Below are 15262 nucleotides of genomic sequence, written 5' to 3' on the forward strand. Positions count from 1 at the left end.
CAACTAAAGAATAGGTGATATTAATCTTGCAAATGCTTCTTTAATTTTAATAATAATACTACGTTCTTGGTATTTTGAATATGAAACCAAAATAGATTTATCAATATCTTGTAAAAATATTTTTCTGAATGTATTTGTAGTTTGATAATCATAAATAAAGGCATTCATTTCAAAGTTCAATTTAAAACTACGATAGTCAAAGTTGGCGCTACCGATACTGGCAACTTCATTATCTATTATAATCATTTTTGTGTGGATAAAACCGTTATCATAGATATAAGTTTTTGCTCCGAAAGATGCTAATTCTCCAATATAAGAATAGGTAGCCCAATATACAAAAATGTGATCGGGCTTATTTGGAACCATTATTCTTACATCTATACCGGAAAGGATAGCCATTTTTAATGCGTTCATAACACTTTCATCAGGAATGAAGTATGGTGACTGTATATAAATATACTTTTTAGCACGTGAAATCATTTGGAGATAACCATATTTTATTTTTTCAAGTTTACTATCTGGTCCGCTTGATACTATTTGTATAGGTGTATAATTATTTACATGAGTAGCTATAAAGTCAGGTCTTAGACTTAATTGTTCGGCTTTTTTAGATGATTGAGAGTTCCAATCATCAATAAAACGATATTCTAAAGATCCTACAGCTTCGCCTTCTATACGAAGATGTGTATCACGCCAATAACCAAACTTTTTATCCAGCCCTAAATATTCATCGCCAACGTTAAAACCACCGGTATAACCAATTTCACCATCGATAACAACAATCTTTCTATGATTTCTATAATTCATACGAAAGTTTATTATCGGTAATTTTGATTTAAAAAAACTTTTTATTTTAGCATTATTTTTAGTTAAATTTCTCAAAGATGATATGCTGAGTTTTCTAGAACCGATGTCATCATACAAAATATAAACGGCAACTCCTTCTTTTAGTTTTTGTTCAAGAAGTTTAAAAAGTTGTTTACCTATACCATCTTTTTTTAAAATATAGTATTGGATATGGATATAATTTTTAGCGTTTTTTATATCTTCAAATAGTAAATCAAATTTTTCTTTACCGTCGGTTATAATTTTAATTTTATTATTTTTTGATAAAAATGCCTTATCTGTTTCATAATTCAATTCAATTAAATTTCTATATTTATGTATAAGTTGTTCATCTTTTGTAATTTCATATGGTGTTGTTCTATTCAACAGTCGTTCTTGATATGAAATTTTTTCTTCATCTGAGAAAGGAAAAATTTTTTCTCGATATATGGGACGTCCAAATATCAAATATAAAATAAACCCTAGATAAGGAATTAAAAATAATACCAAAATCCAAGCCCATGATGAAGATGCTGTTTGATATTCCAAAAAAACAATAGAAAATGCGAGTATTGTATTAATAATTAAAAACAATGTTAAGAGTAAATCAAAATTAATATTATTAAAAAATGTTGCAATTAAATCTATTACATATGATAAATTTATATTTAATATATTAAAGTTTGTATAATTCATAATATAACACTCCTAGTTAAATATTAACTTAAAATGTGGAAAAAGTCTATTAATAATATTTTTTTCGCATTGAAAAGAAGTAGTTACCTATGATATAATATTTAGTGTTATAATTTTAGAAAAAAGCGAAAGGAGATAACTATGAAAAAAGTAAGAGTACGATATGCACCATCTCCAACAGGAAATCTTCATATTGGAAATGCACGAACAGCATTATTTAATTATTTATTTGCTAAACATTACGGAGGGGACTTCGTTTTAAGAATAGAAGATACGGATTTTAAACGTAATAAAGAAGAAGGAGAGCGTAGTCAACTCAAATATATGAATTGGCTGGGTCTTGATTATGATGAAGGTATTGGAAAGGAAAAAGAATTCGGCCCATATCGTCAATCAGAACGTATTGAAATTTATCAAAAATATGCAAATCAACTTTTAGAAGAAGATAAAGCGTATAAATGTTACATGACTGCTGAAGAATTAGAAAGAGAACGTGAAGAGCAAATTGCAAACGGTTTGCCGCCACGTTACAGCGGAAAACATGCCCATTTAACTAAAGAAGAACAAGAAGCATTTGAAAGAGAAGGAAGAAAACCATCTATTCGTATTCGAGTTCCTCAAGATAGAGTATATAGTTTCGACGATATGGTAAAAGGTGAATTATCGTTTGAAGGGAAAGATTTTGGTGATTTTGTTATTGTAAAAAATGATGGAGTAGCAACATATAATTTTGCCGTTGCCGTTGATGATCATTTAATGGAAATATCACATGTATTACGTGGTGATGACCATGTATCAAATACTCCAAAACAATTGGTAGTTTACGAGGCATTAGGGTTTGAAGCGCCACGTTTTGGGCATATGACTTTAATTGTTAATGAAAACAAGAAAAAATTATCAAAACGTGACGAAACTATTATTCAATTTATTGAACAATATGACGATTTAGGATATTTACCGGAAGCATTGTTTAATTTTATTACACTGTTAGGTTGGTCACCGGAAGGAGAAGAAGAAATCTTCACAAAAGAAGAGTTTGTAAAAATTTTTGATGAAAAACGTTTAAGTAAGTCACCGGCATTTTTTGATAACAATAAATTAACATGGATAAACAATCAATACATCAAAGCACAACCTCTTGAAAGAATAGTAAATTTGGCGTTACCATTTTTTGTTAAAGAAGGGGTGGCTACCGAAGAAGAAGTAATTACCAATAAGGCATGGTTTGAGAAGCTTATTTCGCTATATCAACCACAGATGAGTTACGGAGCGGAAATAATAAGATTAACAAAACAATTTTTTACTCAAGATATTAAATTTGATAAAGAAGAATTGGAAATATTAAAACAAGAAACTACAAAAGTAGTATTTGAAGATTTCTTGGACAAACTTGATTCAATTGAAGATTTTACCGCAGATAACATAAAAGTTCTAATCAAATCAATTCAGAAAGATACAGGAGTGAAAGGTAAAAACTTATTTATGCCTATTCGAATCGCATCAACCGGCTCAATGCATGGTCCGGAGTTAAATACAAGTTTAGAATTATTAGGTAAAAAACGTGTAGGAACACGTGTAAAATTGGCATTGGAATTATTATAAAAGAAGAAGACAGAGTGTTGTGAGTGTTGAAATTGCAATACCTGTCTTACTCATTGATTGGGGAAAAAATATATAACAAAAGTAAAGAAAATAACTTGACATTTACTTTTAAATACGATATTATATCTAGTGATATTGTTTATATATCTTCACGAGTAAGCCCCGGAAAACTTAGTCGTTATGACAGATTTAAAACAACATCTAGGAGGAAAACAAGACATGCGTCAAACATATATGGCAAAGCCATCAACTGTAGAAAAAAAATGGTATGTAATCGATGCTGAAGGACAAACTTTAGGTCGTTTATCATCAGAAGTAGCTTCAATTTTAAGAGGGAAACACAAACCTACTTATACACCACATATCGATACCGGTGATAATGTTATCATTATCAATGCTGAAAAAATTGTGTTGACTGGTAAAAAATTATCTGATAAAGTTTATCGTCGTCACACAATGCACCCGGGTGGATTAAAAGAAAGAACTGCCGGATTAATGGTGGAAAAATATCCGGAAGAACTTTTAGAGTTATCTATTAAAGGTATGTTACCAAAAAATACTTTAGGTAGAGCTCAAGGTATGAAACTTCATGTTTATCGTGGAGCAGAACACCCACATGCAGCACAAAAACCGGAAAAATATGAATTACGTGGTTAATATAGGAGGAAATAATTAAATGGCACAAGTAGAATATCGCGGTACAGGACGCCGTAAAAGCTCAGTAGCACGTGTAAGATTAGTACCTGGTACAGGGAAAGTTGTTATCAATAATAGAGAAATGCGTGAATACTTACCATTAGAATCATTGGTATTAGATTTAATGCAACCTTTAGAAGTTACATCTACTACAGGAAATTATGACGTTTTAGTTAACGTTAAAGGTGGAGGTTACACCGGACAAGCCCAAGCAATCCGTCATGGTATTGCTCGTGCATTATTAGAAGTAAATCCGGAATATCGTAAAGATTTAAAACCGGCAGGATTACTAACTCGTGACCCTCGTATGAAAGAACGTAAAAAATACGGTCTTCGTGGTGCGAGACGTGCTCCTCAATTTTCAAAACGTTAATATTTGGTCTTATACACCAACGTCAAAACACCGAAGTTTTTTCTTCGGTGTTTTTTACTTATATATTATTTTGTTTATTTAGCCAATATATAGCTATGGATAAAGAGTAAACTATAAATATAATAGAAAGAAAATAGGTCAATTATTCTTCCGATTTTTTAGTTGTTTTTTTAGTTGTTGCTTTTTTTATTTTTTCTTTTTTTTGCAGTTTATTATTTTCCGGATACATAACTTTATCAACTAAACCGTATTCACAAGCCTCTTCTGCAGTTAGATAGTTATCACGTTCTGTATCACGTTCGATTGTTTTGATTGTCTGACCCGTTCTATCGGCTAATATTTTGTTTAGTTTTCCACGCGTTCTCAAAATATGTTTAGCCGCTATTTCTATTTCTGTTGCTTGTCCTTGTGCTCCACCAAGTGGTTGATGAATCATTACTTCTGCGTTTGGAAGTGCGTAACGTTTCCCGATTGTTCCGGCTGTCAGTAAGAATGCTCCCATACTTGCAGCCATACCCATACAAATAGTTACAACATCACATTTTATGTGTTGCATTGTATCATAAATTGCAAAACCTGCTGTTACACTTCCACCCGGTGAATTAATGTAAAAGTAAATATCTTTTTCACTGTCTTGTGCTTCTAAAAATAATAACTGACTTGTAATTGAATTTGCAACTTGGTCATTTACATCAGAACCAAGAATAATAATTCTATCTTTTAATAATCTTGAGTAAATATCGTACGCTCTTTCTCCTTGAGATGTTTGTTCTATTACCGTAGGAATTAGATTCATTGTGTTTCCTCCTAAATTTATATTTCACTTGATATTATATATCAAAATTGGTCAATGTGCAAATTTAAATAGTTATAATTTTGGAAATCTGAGAGCAGAAAAGAAGTGAAATTTATTGTATTTTTATTACAATTATTTTTAATATATATTTTTATAAAAATAATATAATACATTGTTTTAATTATAATAAATATTTTTTAATGTTTCCGCTTGCAGAAAAATAGTAAAAGGGGTATAATAAAAACGTGAGAAATAGTATTACTCAGTTTAGAGAAATGATGCTATGTGGTTAATTTGTATATTATACGTTATTGTCATAGAATTAACCCAATGCTTTAATAAGGATAGAAACAAGGGAGTAAACAAGCTAAGAGCATTTTCAACTTAGGAAATGTTCTTTTTTGCTGACAAGAAAAATAGTTAGATGTTATAATAAATATATAGAAAAAAGATAAAAACACAGTGCTGGTTGGTAGTCCAGCCGCAGAGAATATTTGGAAATCAAGTATCCACTGTAAGTAACCTGCCTCCTTGGTTGTCCATTCTTTTTTATAAAAATTAAAGGAGGATGTTTGATGAACCGTTTGTCAATTTCGTGTAATATATTTTTTGGTAATTCTTATTGGATTGGTGTTTTTGAAAGGGTTGAAGATGGAAAACTTTCAGCAGTTAAGGTGACTTTTGGAAAAGAACCGAATGACAAAGAAGTATATGAGTACATAATTAATCATTATACCAAATTTAATTTTGGTTCAAGCGTAACGACCAAGAAAAAAGTAAAAATAAAAAATCCTAAAAGATTACAGCGTGCTGTAAAAAAATCTTGTAATAAAACATTTTCATCAAAATCACAACAAGCACTGAAATTACAATTTGAAGAATATAAAAAAGAACGCAAGAAAAATTGTTCAATACAAAGAGAGGAGCGTAAAAAATATTTATTTGAACTAAAAAAGCTTAAAAGGAAACGAAAGCATAGAGGTAAGTAGCTTCTATGTTTTTATTTTTTTGAGATAATATTACAAATGTCAGTGTAAAATAATATATACATTAATTTTCAATTATGTTATTTAGTATCCGTTGTAATTGCAACTAAGACACTTTTATAGTATAATTTATTTAAAGGTCAATTTTAGTCAATAAAGGAGGTGGGCTTATGAATAATAATATGACAGATATACTTGAGCAATATATTAAAGAATTATTCAATAAATCTACAGAAGACTATATAACAATAAAAAGAAGTAATGTAGCCCAAAAGTTTGACTGTGTTCCCTCACAGTTAAATTATGTGATAAAGACCCGCTTTACACCTGAGCATGGTTTTATTATTGAAAGTAAACGTGGAGGTGGAGGTTTTATTCGTATTACGAAAATCACATTACACACAGGTACAGACTACTTGGACTATTTAATTGATAATTTACCTACTGATATAATAGAAATAGATGAAGCCATTCGTATAACAAAAATTTTATTAGATAAAGAATATATCGACAAATTTGACTATAATCATTTTATCAATAGTGTAGAAACGGTAACTGATGTTCATAATCAATTTCTTGAGTTGGCAGCTAGTGATGAGGTTGCACAAAAGATGCAATATGCCACTAAAGCACAATTAAGAAATTTAACGATTAAATTTTTAACAAATATAAAATACAATAAGAGAGGGTAATGCAATGTATATAAGATTTAATGAAACTGCCCTTATAGTTTTGACAACAGCAAAAGAAGAAGCGAATGATTTTGGTGTTAAAGCTGTAGGAACTGAGCATTTATTATTGGCGATGTTGAGTTTAAGTAATACACTTTCTTGTAAAACATTAAATAAATATGGTGTATATTATGATGACTTTAGGAAAGATGTATTAGATTTTTATGAAAATGAGCTTGAAGGAACGGATTTTTATCGAAATGTTTTGATGAAAATTGATTATACAAACGGTGCGGTAAGAACGATAGAAAAAAGCCAACAGTTTGCTGATGATACATCAAGTTTTGTCGTAACCAGCGAACATTTATTGTTATCATTGTTAAATGAACAAAATAGTACGGCAGTTAGATTATTAACCGATAAACTTAATATAAACACCGATGTTCTAATAACAGAATTATTCGAATTAGTTAAACAAAGCCAAGGATTATTCTCAAAATTATTTGATGGTTTTAAAAAAGTGGATGTAGTAGAAGATAATTCTGAAAAAACAAAAATATTAAATAGTTTGGCTAAAGATTTAACGAAAGATGCGTTAGATAACAAACTTGATCCGGTGTTAGCACGTGACAAAGAAATTACACGTATGATTGAAATATTAAATAGGAGAACAAAAAATAATCCGGTACTGATTGGAGAACCGGGTGTCGGTAAAACTGCAATAGTAGAAGGATTGGCGCAACGAATTGTTTCACAAGATGTACCAAGTAATCTACTAGGTAAACGAGTTATGGTCTTGGATATGGGATCTTTGCTAGCTGGTACGAAGTATCGTGGTGAATTTGAAGAACGTTTAAAAAATATTATTTCAGAAATTGAAGAAGCGGGGAATATTATCCTCTTTATTGATGAAATTCATACTATTATCGGAGCAGGTGGTACTGAAGGAAGTGCGGATGCATCAAATATTTTAAAACCGGCACTATCGCGTGGCATAATCCAATGTATTGGAGCGACAACAACAGAAGAATATCGTAAATATTTTGAGAAAGATGCTGCATTAGAACGCCGTTTTCAACCTATTAAAGTTGAAGAACCGGATATAGAAAATGCAATTGTGATACTAAAAGGTTTAAAACATAAATATGAAGAACATCATAATGTTGAAATATTAGATAAAGCATTAGAAACGGCGGTTAAACTTAGTTCAACATATATTCCGGATCGTTGTTTGCCGGATAAAGCGATAGATTTAATTGATGAGGCTTGTTCAAAAGTTAAATTGCGTTTTTACAAATCACCGGAAAAATTAAAACAATATGAGGAAGAATTAAGTCGTTTAAATAAAGAAAAGGATAGAGCTGTAATTAATCAAGAATTTGAAATAGCTGCAAAAAAACGTGATGAAGTAAATAAAATTATTCAAAAAATTGAACAATTCAAAATTTCATGGCAGGATAATTTAACAAAAGAAAAAATTCAGATTAATGCAGATCATATCGCTGAGGTATTAGCAGGTTGGACAGGTGTTCCGGTAACGAAATTAACAGAAACGGAAAGTGAAAAATTACTAAAACTCGAAGAAATTCTACATAAGAGAGTTATTGGGCAAGATGAAGCCGTTACAAGTTTAGCAAAAGCTGTTCGCCGTGCAAGAAGCGGTTTTAAAGCAGAAAATCGACCGATCGGTAGTTTTATTTTCCTTGGGCCTACGGGTGTCGGTAAAACAGAACTTGCAAAAAGTTTATCGGAAGCACTATTTAGTTCAGAGGATAATATGATTCGTATAGATATGAGTGAATATATGGAATCACATTCAATCAGTCGTTTAATAGGAGCACCTCCGGGGTATGTTGGTTATGAAGATGCAGGTCAACTATCAGAAAAAGTACGACAAAAACCGTATTCAGTAGTGTTGTTTGATGAGATAGAAAAAGCACATCCATCAATTTTTAATATTTTGCTGCAAGTTCTTGATGATGGGCGTTTGACAGATGCTGCCGGTAGAACAGTTGATTTCAAAAACACCATTATTATAATGACATCAAATGTAGGGGTTAGCGAGCTAAAAGATCAAAAATTTGTCGGTTTTGGCGGCAGTGAATCAATTAAAAATGATTATAAAAATGTTCAGAATACAATGATGGAAGCATTAAAAAAACAATATCGTCCTGAATTTTTAAATCGTATTGATGATATTATTGTTTTTAAAACACTTGAAAAAGAAGAGTTGGAACAAATATCTGAACTATTAATAGCCGGTTTATCGAAACGTTTAGTCGATAAAAATATTACAATTAAATTAACAAAAAAAGCGATGTCAAAAATTGTTGAAGATGGTAGTATAAAAGAATACGGTGCGAGACCTCTTAAACGTAGTATTCAAAAAAATATAGAAGATTTATTAAGTGAAGAATTGTTGAAAAATCCGGATATAACCGGTGTAATCAATATTGATTATAAAAATGATAAGTTTATGATAAAGAAAACTAAGGGGTAATTATGGCAAAGATAAATGTAAAATATGAATGTAATGCCTGTGGTTATCAAAGTTTAAAATATCTGGGTAAATGTCCGAAGTGTTCAAAGTGGGGATCGTTAGAAGAGGTTGTTGAATCAAAAGTAAAGAGTAAACATACTGAATATCGTACAGAAGAAACAAAAGTACAACGAGTAGAAGCCGGAAAACTAAAAACGGTTTCTACTAAAGACGTTCCAAGAACGCTGACTGATAGCGGAGAATTAAACAGAGTGCTTGGTGGAGGAGTTGTTGGAGGGTCATTAGTATTACTGGGAGGAGATCCCGGCATAGGTAAATCAACGCTATTGTTACAAATTTCAGCCTATTTAGCAAAAGAACATAATGTACTTTATGTTACAGGAGAAGAATCTGTAAGACAGGTGAAAATTAGAGCGGATAGATTAAAAAACAATACGGATGAACTTTATGTTTATGCACAAACAGATCTTAATTTGATTTATCAGGTAGTTAAAAAAATAAAACCTCAGTTTTTAGTTATTGATTCAATTCAAACTATATATAATCCAAGTTTGGAAAATTCTCCCGGTAGTATTACACAGGTGAGGGAATGTACTCAGCAATTAATAAAAATGGCAAAGAGTTTAAATATTGCAATTTTTATAGTTGGTCATGTAACAAAAGAAGGTACGATAGCAGGACCTAGAATGTTAGAACACATGGTTGATACCGTCTTGTATTTTGAAGGTGAGAGTCAGCATAGTTATCGTATTTTACGTGCTGTTAAAAATCGATTCGGTTCAACGAATGAAATCGGTATTTTTGAAATGAAGTCAAGCGGGCTACATGATTTAGAAAATCCATCGCGAATGTTTTTAGAAGAACGAAGTAAGGACTTAGCAGGCGCAACGATTATTAGCACAATGGAAGGTAGTCGTCCTCTTTTGGTGGAAATTCAGGCATTAACAACACCGACAGCATTTAATAATCCGCGACGTGTATCAACCGGATTGGAGTATAATAAGCTGGTATTATTAATGGCTGTATTAGAAAAGCGAGCGGGGTATTTATTGCAACAGCAAGATGTTTATGTTAAGGTGTCCGGTGGGGTTAAAATAGATGATCCGGCAGTAGATCTTGGTGTTATAATGGCGGTTGCTTCCAGTTTCAAAGATATTGCGGTTGATATGAATGATTGTTTTATAGGAGAGGTTGGTTTAACTGGAGAAGTACGGCGTGTTAGCAGAATAGAACAACGTATTAATGAAGCAAAAAAACATGGTTTTAAACGTGTAATTATTCCTTCGAGCAATATCAAAAACTCAGAATTCCCAAAAGAAATAGAAATAATTCCTGTTAAAGACATTAGACAATGTTTAGACATAGCATTTAAAAATATATTTTAATAAAATCGTAGGGTAAAATGCCCTACGATTTTGCAATAAATGTAGATAATATTACATAACATATAAATTATTAAGAGAAAAAGTATATAATTGTTGTGAGATCAACCTAAAAGTTAAAAATTTTAATAGAATTTACCTATTGGTAGTCAAATGCAGCAGTTCATTGATTTGGAAATATTCTTGAAAAATTTTCTAATTTCGGTGAATTTCACAGGGAAGATCTTACAAAATCGATTTTTAATAAAACCATGATTTTTGAGTTGCTCCAGTGAAAAGTATAAAATTAGAAAAAATTTTAAAATTTTTTGAATAAAATTATATTAATTTTTAACTGAATGTAGTAGAATAGAACTATAAATTTTAAAAAAGGAGTGATTATATGTTAAAAAAGTGTTAATGATAGTTTCACTATTACTTGGAATAACGGTAGGTACATTAATAACATCAGCATTAATAACCTATGAAGTATTTTCGTCGCTTAGTGAAACTAGTTTAAGATTAATTGTTACAATCGGTACAGCTTTAATTTTTTTAATAGTGTCTTTATTGTTTTCTAATAGATTTGTAACAGCGATGAGTGCTATAGAAGAGCGATTATCAAAAACACCAATTCAAAAGATAGTTTTTACCACTATCGGACTGATACTGGGACTTCTGCTTGCGATGTTGTTATCAGCAGGAGTTGATGTTATAGCAGGTTCCGGAATAATGGGAAGAATTATATCAGCTGTGATATATATAGTTTGCGGTTATTTAGGACTTGTAATAGGTTATCGTCGTGGAGGAGAATTTGTTAATATTTTTACGGCGTTTAAAATTGGAAACAAAAATAAGGAAACTCGTTCTAAATCTAAAAAAAGTTTAGATGTTTTAAATAAAATAATTGATACAAGTGCTTTAATCGATTCAAGGATACACGATGTTGCTAAAACAGGATTTTTAGAAGGGAAGATTATTGTTCCCGACTTTGTACTTAAAGAATTACAACTAATTTCTGATTCTGAGGAACCGTTAAAACGAGCTAAAGGTCGTTTAGGATTGGATTGCGTTGAAGAATTAAAAAATATGAAAGAAATAGAATTGGAAATAGATAATAAGTATACTTATAATGAACATAAAGGTGTAGACAATTTACTTATAGATTATGCGTTGAAATATAAATGTGCAATTATTACAACGGATTATAATTTGAATAAACTTGCTACATTACAATCTATAAAAGTTTTAAATGTGAACGACTTATCCAATGCTGTAAAACCTATATTAACAACAGGCGAACGTTTGAAAGTCAATGTATTAAGAGAAGGAAAAGAAAATAATCAAGGTGTAGCATATACAGAAGACGGTACGATGATTGTTGTCGAAAATGGGAAACGTCATGTAGGAAAAACAGTGGAAGTAGAGGTTCAAAGTGTTTTACAAACATCATCAGGTCGAATAATATTTACCAAGATAGTACAATAAGATTTGCTTTTTATAAAAAAGTATGTTATGATTAGTTGTATTGTATTAATAGATGATTATTTTAGGAGGAGAGTATGCACACTTTTTTAATGACAGTAGCAATATTGAGCAGTATTTTAATAATAATTGTAGTACTACTTCAAGAAAGTAAGTCAGGTGGTTTATCTGGTTTAACTGGTGGTGCCGAAGAACTGTTCGGTAAACAAAAAGTAAGAGGTGCTGAGTTAGTTTTACAAAGAATAACAATTGTATTAGGATTAATATTCTTTATATCGCTAGTGTGCCTTACTTGGTTAAAATTATAACAATAATGTAACCCTAAAGTGAAATTTCATTTTAGGGTTATTTTTATTAAGGAGGGAAAGATGTTAGACAATATATTAAAATTGTTTAAAAAATATGGTGTATTAAGTATTGATGATTTGAAGGAAAAATTAGCCGTTTCATCAGCAAAAACTTTTGTAGAGTTGGTAAAATGCTTAGAAAAGCTGGAACAAAGGGCGATTATTACTCAATTACCTAATGAAAAATTCTTATATATGGAAGAAAAATTAAAAATTGAAGGTATAATTCGTTTAAATCCAAAAGGGTTTGCCTTTGTTTATATTGAAAGGTTAGACATAGAAGTTTACATACCCAAAGGTTTTACTAAGGATGCTATGACAGGAGATAGCGTGCTTATTGAGATTGATAGTGCTTATACGAATAGACGTAATTTTGAGGGGATTGTCAAAAAGGTAGTGGAGCGGAATACTAAATATACAGTTGGTATGCTTACTAATGCCAGAATGTTTGCGTTTGTTAAAAGCGATGATAAAAATATAACAAAGTACATAAAAATATTAAATGGTAAAAACTTTAATTTGGTAGATGGAACAAAAGTATTAGTAGAAATAACAGAATATGCAGCGACAAATTTCGAAGATCATAAAGGTATCATAATTAAGTCATTGGGACATAAAGATGATCCGGGGGTAGATATATTATCTGTTATTTATAAATATAGTATTCCTAATGAATTTCCGGAAGATGTTCTTAAAGAAACTGAGACAATAAGTGAAAAAATAACATTTGGTGATAATTATAAAGATTGTACAAAAGAAATGGTTGTCACGATTGATGGTGATGATGCAAAAGATTTAGATGATGCAATCTCGGTAACTAAAACAAAAAAAGGTTATCAATTAAAAGTATTTATAGCAGATGTAGGCCGCTATGTAGAGGAAGATTCTTTATTAGATATTGAGGCATCTAAACGTGGATGTAGTGTTTATTTAGCTGGTCGTGTGGTACCGATGTTGCCTAGAAAATTATCAAATGGAATTTGTTCGCTAAATCCCAATGTACTTAGATATACGATTTGTTGCGATATTGATTTTAACGATAAAGGGTATTCTGAAAGCTATGATATATATCCGGCTATAATAAAATCAAATGGAAGACTAACATACAAAAAGGTAAATGCTTTGTATGATAATAGCGAAAAGGAAAAAGAAGAATATAAAGAGTATGCGCCAATGTTAAAAACTGCGTTGGAATTATCAAAAAAAATTCGCGATAATAGAGAAAAACGCGGAGCAATTGATTTTGATAAGATAGAATCGAAAGTTGTAGTGGACAAAAATGGTGATGTGTTAGATGTAGTACCTAGAGAACGTGGAGTAGCGGAGCGGTTGATAGAGGACTTTATGCTTAGTGCAAATGAAGTAATTGGAGAACATTTTTATTGGATGCAAGTACCGTTTATTTATCGCATACATGAAGAACCGAAAATTCAAAAATTAAGACAGTTTTTCGATATAGCTTCAAGTTTTGGGTATAGAGTAAAGGGTAATATTGAGGAGATTGAGCCTTACATGCTTGCGAATATGCTTCGGAAGTTTAAAGGTGAAGTTATTGAACCTATGTTGTCAACGATATTATTAAGAACTATGAATCAAGCACGTTATTCTTCAGAAAATATTGGGCATTTTGCATTAGCTGCAAAGTATTATACGCATTTTACATCACCTATACGACGTTATCCGGATTTATTGGTACATAGAATGATTAGAACATATTTATTTAAAGGCGATATTTCTGAAAAAACACTTATTCATAATGCGGAAAAACTCCCACATTTGGCAGAAACATCATCGAAATATGAGAAAAGAGCGGTTGATTGTGAAAGAGATGTAGATCGAATGAAAAAATGTGAATATATGCTCAAATATCAAGAGAGAACATTTAGAGGTATGGTATCAGGCGTGACAAATTTTGGAATATTCGTTACATTAGAAAACACAATAGAAGGTTTAGTTCATATTAAAGCTATGACCGATGATTATTATACATATGATGAAAAAAATATGTTTTTAATAGGTAGAAGAAATAAAAAAATATATCGCTTAGGTGATGAGGTGATAGTTAAAGTGATGAATGTTGACATAGATAATCAGGAAATTGATTTTAAAATATTAACGCATAGACCGTTAATTAAAAAGAGAAAAAGTAAAGGAAGAAAAATATGAATAAAGTAATTGCGCAAAATAAAAAAGCAACCCATGATTATTTTATTGAAGAAACCTATGAAGCAGGGTTAGTGCTAACAGGAACAGAAATAAAATCAATACGTCGAGGCAGGGTTAATTTAAAAGATTCGTATTGTCAAACGAGAAAAGGAGAAATGTTCGCCTATAATATGCACATTTCTCATTTTGAAGAAGGAAATAGATTTAACCATGATCCTTTGCGTGTAAGAAAATTATTGTTAAAAAAGAAACAAATAGCGATATTAACAAATAAGCAAAATGAAGCGGGAATTAGTATAATTCCATTAAAATTATATATAAAAAATGGATATGCTAAATTGCTTATTGGAGTGGCTAAAGGTAAGAAAAATTATGATAAACGTCATGTTCTTAAACAAAAAGAAGCCAATAAAGAGATTAGTAGAGCATTAAAAAATAAACAAAAATATTAAATAAATATTTATTATTATATAATTAGTGATAAAAATATACTACAAAAAATTTGTAGTATATATTTTTTTATTGAAAAAATATAAAATATCAAAAATATTAGAAAATACAAGAAAAGAAATAATTTTAAAAAAATATGATGGTAAAAAATATAACAAAGTATAAAAATGTTAAAGTCATTGTTTTTAGAAAAAACAATTTATTTTCTTTGATATTATAGGTTTTTATTAAAAATATTATCATAGCAAGCAAAAAAACGCTTTACATTTTTATGAAAGCGTGCTAAAATATTAGTTGTAAGTCAAGAA

General features: G+C 30.4%; 13 protein-coding genes. 11 read left to right on the forward strand and 2 right to left on the reverse strand.

Annotated features, from left to right (window positions below; translation table 11 throughout):
* Nucleotides 1-3 precede the first annotated feature (3 nt).
* On the reverse strand, nucleotides 4-1521 hold the full coding sequence (gene cls, locus BQ7358_RS01805; RefSeq protein ID WP_062172992.1) for a cardiolipin synthase: 1518 nt from the start codon (nucleotides 1519-1521) through the stop codon (nucleotides 4-6).
* A 141-nt stretch (nucleotides 1522-1662) separates the two neighbouring features.
* Here cls and gltX point away from each other — a divergent pair, with 141 nt between their 5' ends.
* The 3 genes from gltX to rpsI all read left to right on the forward strand — a co-directional run bounded on the left by gltX (nucleotide 1663) and on the right by rpsI (nucleotide 4192).
* Nucleotides 1663-3123 (forward strand): glutamate--tRNA ligase, encoded by a 1461-nt coding sequence (gene gltX, locus BQ7358_RS01810; protein WP_062172993.1) that lies wholly within the window; start codon nucleotides 1663-1665, stop codon nucleotides 3121-3123.
* 219 nt (nucleotides 3124-3342) lie between these two features.
* Nucleotides 3343-3780, forward strand: a complete 438-nt coding sequence (rplM, locus tag BQ7358_RS01815; RefSeq protein ID WP_040461052.1) for a 50S ribosomal protein L13 — start codon at nucleotides 3343-3345, stop codon at nucleotides 3778-3780.
* A 19-nt stretch (nucleotides 3781-3799) separates the two neighbouring features.
* Nucleotides 3800-4192, forward strand: a complete 393-nt coding sequence (gene rpsI, locus BQ7358_RS01820; RefSeq protein ID WP_062172994.1) for a 30S ribosomal protein S9 — start codon at nucleotides 3800-3802, stop codon at nucleotides 4190-4192.
* Nucleotides 4193-4334: 142 nt separating this feature from the next.
* Here the strand turns inward: rpsI and clpP are convergent, their stop codons facing one another.
* Entirely contained in the window at nucleotides 4335-4988 is a 654-nt protein-coding gene (gene clpP, locus BQ7358_RS01825; protein WP_072520146.1) for an ATP-dependent Clp endopeptidase proteolytic subunit ClpP, read from the reverse strand.
* 575 nt (nucleotides 4989-5563) lie between these two features.
* On the opposite strand from clpP, the gene BQ7358_RS01830 reads away from it, so the two are divergent.
* From BQ7358_RS01830 to smpB, 8 genes are all read left to right on the forward strand, one after another.
* The gene (locus tag BQ7358_RS01830; protein ID WP_062172996.1) at nucleotides 5564-5977 is read left to right on the forward strand and encodes a YjdF family protein; all 414 of its coding nucleotides are present in this window, start codon (nucleotides 5564-5566) and stop codon (nucleotides 5975-5977) included.
* 167 nt (nucleotides 5978-6144) lie between these two features.
* Nucleotides 6145-6666, forward strand: a complete 522-nt coding sequence (locus BQ7358_RS01835; protein WP_062172997.1) for a CtsR family transcriptional regulator — start codon at nucleotides 6145-6147, stop codon at nucleotides 6664-6666.
* Nucleotides 6667-6670: 4 nt separating this feature from the next.
* A complete protein-coding gene (locus BQ7358_RS01840; RefSeq protein ID WP_072520147.1) occupies nucleotides 6671-9145 on the forward strand; it encodes an ATP-dependent Clp protease ATP-binding subunit in 2475 nt (824 codons plus the stop codon).
* Between the two features lie 2 nt (nucleotides 9146-9147).
* Nucleotides 9148-10530: a DNA repair protein RadA gene (gene radA, locus BQ7358_RS01845; protein WP_072520148.1), complete on the forward strand. Its 1383-nt coding sequence runs from the start codon at nucleotides 9148-9150 to the stop codon at nucleotides 10528-10530.
* 396 nt (nucleotides 10531-10926) lie between these two features.
* Complete coding sequence (locus BQ7358_RS01850) at nucleotides 10927-11994, forward strand: PIN/TRAM domain-containing protein (protein ID WP_062173000.1); 1068 nt, start codon at nucleotides 10927-10929, stop codon at nucleotides 11992-11994.
* Nucleotides 11995-12068: 74 nt separating this feature from the next.
* The gene (gene secG, locus BQ7358_RS01855; RefSeq protein ID WP_040461049.1) at nucleotides 12069-12299 is read left to right on the forward strand and encodes a preprotein translocase subunit SecG; all 231 of its coding nucleotides are present in this window, start codon (nucleotides 12069-12071) and stop codon (nucleotides 12297-12299) included.
* A gap of 60 nt (nucleotides 12300-12359) precedes the next feature.
* Complete coding sequence (rnr, locus tag BQ7358_RS01860; protein ID WP_062173001.1) at nucleotides 12360-14504, forward strand: ribonuclease R; 2145 nt, start codon at nucleotides 12360-12362, stop codon at nucleotides 14502-14504.
* Nucleotides 14501-14956 (forward strand): SsrA-binding protein SmpB, encoded by a 456-nt coding sequence (gene smpB / locus BQ7358_RS01865; RefSeq protein ID WP_062173002.1) that lies wholly within the window; start codon nucleotides 14501-14503, stop codon nucleotides 14954-14956. The genes rnr and smpB overlap by 4 nt, the downstream gene beginning before the upstream one ends.
* Nucleotides 14957-15262: the final 306 nt, after the last annotated feature.

Origin of the sequence: Gemella massiliensis (assembly GCF_900120125.1) — a bacterium.
In the GTDB taxonomy this organism is placed as follows: domain Bacteria; phylum Bacillota; class Bacilli; order Staphylococcales; family Gemellaceae; genus Gemella; species Gemella massiliensis.

Bases quoted from the DNA above. Each gene is read 5' to 3' on its own strand.
- cls (WP_062172992.1), bottom strand. From the start codon at position 1,521: ATGAATTATACAAACTTTAATATATTAAATATAAATTTATCATATGTA.
- gltX (WP_062172993.1), top strand. From the start codon at position 1,663: ATGAAAAAAGTAAGAGTACGATATGCACCATCTCCAACAGGAAATCTT.
- rplM (WP_040461052.1), top strand. From the start codon at position 3,343: ATGCGTCAAACATATATGGCAAAGCCATCAACTGTAGAAAAAAAATGG.
- rpsI (WP_062172994.1), top strand. From the start codon at position 3,800: ATGGCACAAGTAGAATATCGCGGTACAGGACGCCGTAAAAGCTCAGTA.
- clpP (WP_072520146.1), bottom strand. From the start codon at position 4,988: ATGAATCTAATTCCTACGGTAATAGAACAAACATCTCAAGGAGAAAGA.
- BQ7358_RS01830 (WP_062172996.1), top strand. From the start codon at position 5,564: ATGAACCGTTTGTCAATTTCGTGTAATATATTTTTTGGTAATTCTTAT.
- BQ7358_RS01835 (WP_062172997.1), top strand. From the start codon at position 6,145: ATGAATAATAATATGACAGATATACTTGAGCAATATATTAAAGAATTA.
- BQ7358_RS01840 (WP_072520147.1), top strand. From the start codon at position 6,671: ATGTATATAAGATTTAATGAAACTGCCCTTATAGTTTTGACAACAGCA.
- radA (WP_072520148.1), top strand. From the start codon at position 9,148: ATGGCAAAGATAAATGTAAAATATGAATGTAATGCCTGTGGTTATCAA.
- BQ7358_RS01850 (WP_062173000.1), top strand. From the start codon at position 10,927: ATGATAGTTTCACTATTACTTGGAATAACGGTAGGTACATTAATAACA.
- secG (WP_040461049.1), top strand. From the start codon at position 12,069: ATGCACACTTTTTTAATGACAGTAGCAATATTGAGCAGTATTTTAATA.
- rnr (WP_062173001.1), top strand. From the start codon at position 12,360: ATGTTAGACAATATATTAAAATTGTTTAAAAAATATGGTGTATTAAGT.
- smpB (WP_062173002.1), top strand. From the start codon at position 14,501: ATGAATAAAGTAATTGCGCAAAATAAAAAAGCAACCCATGATTATTTT.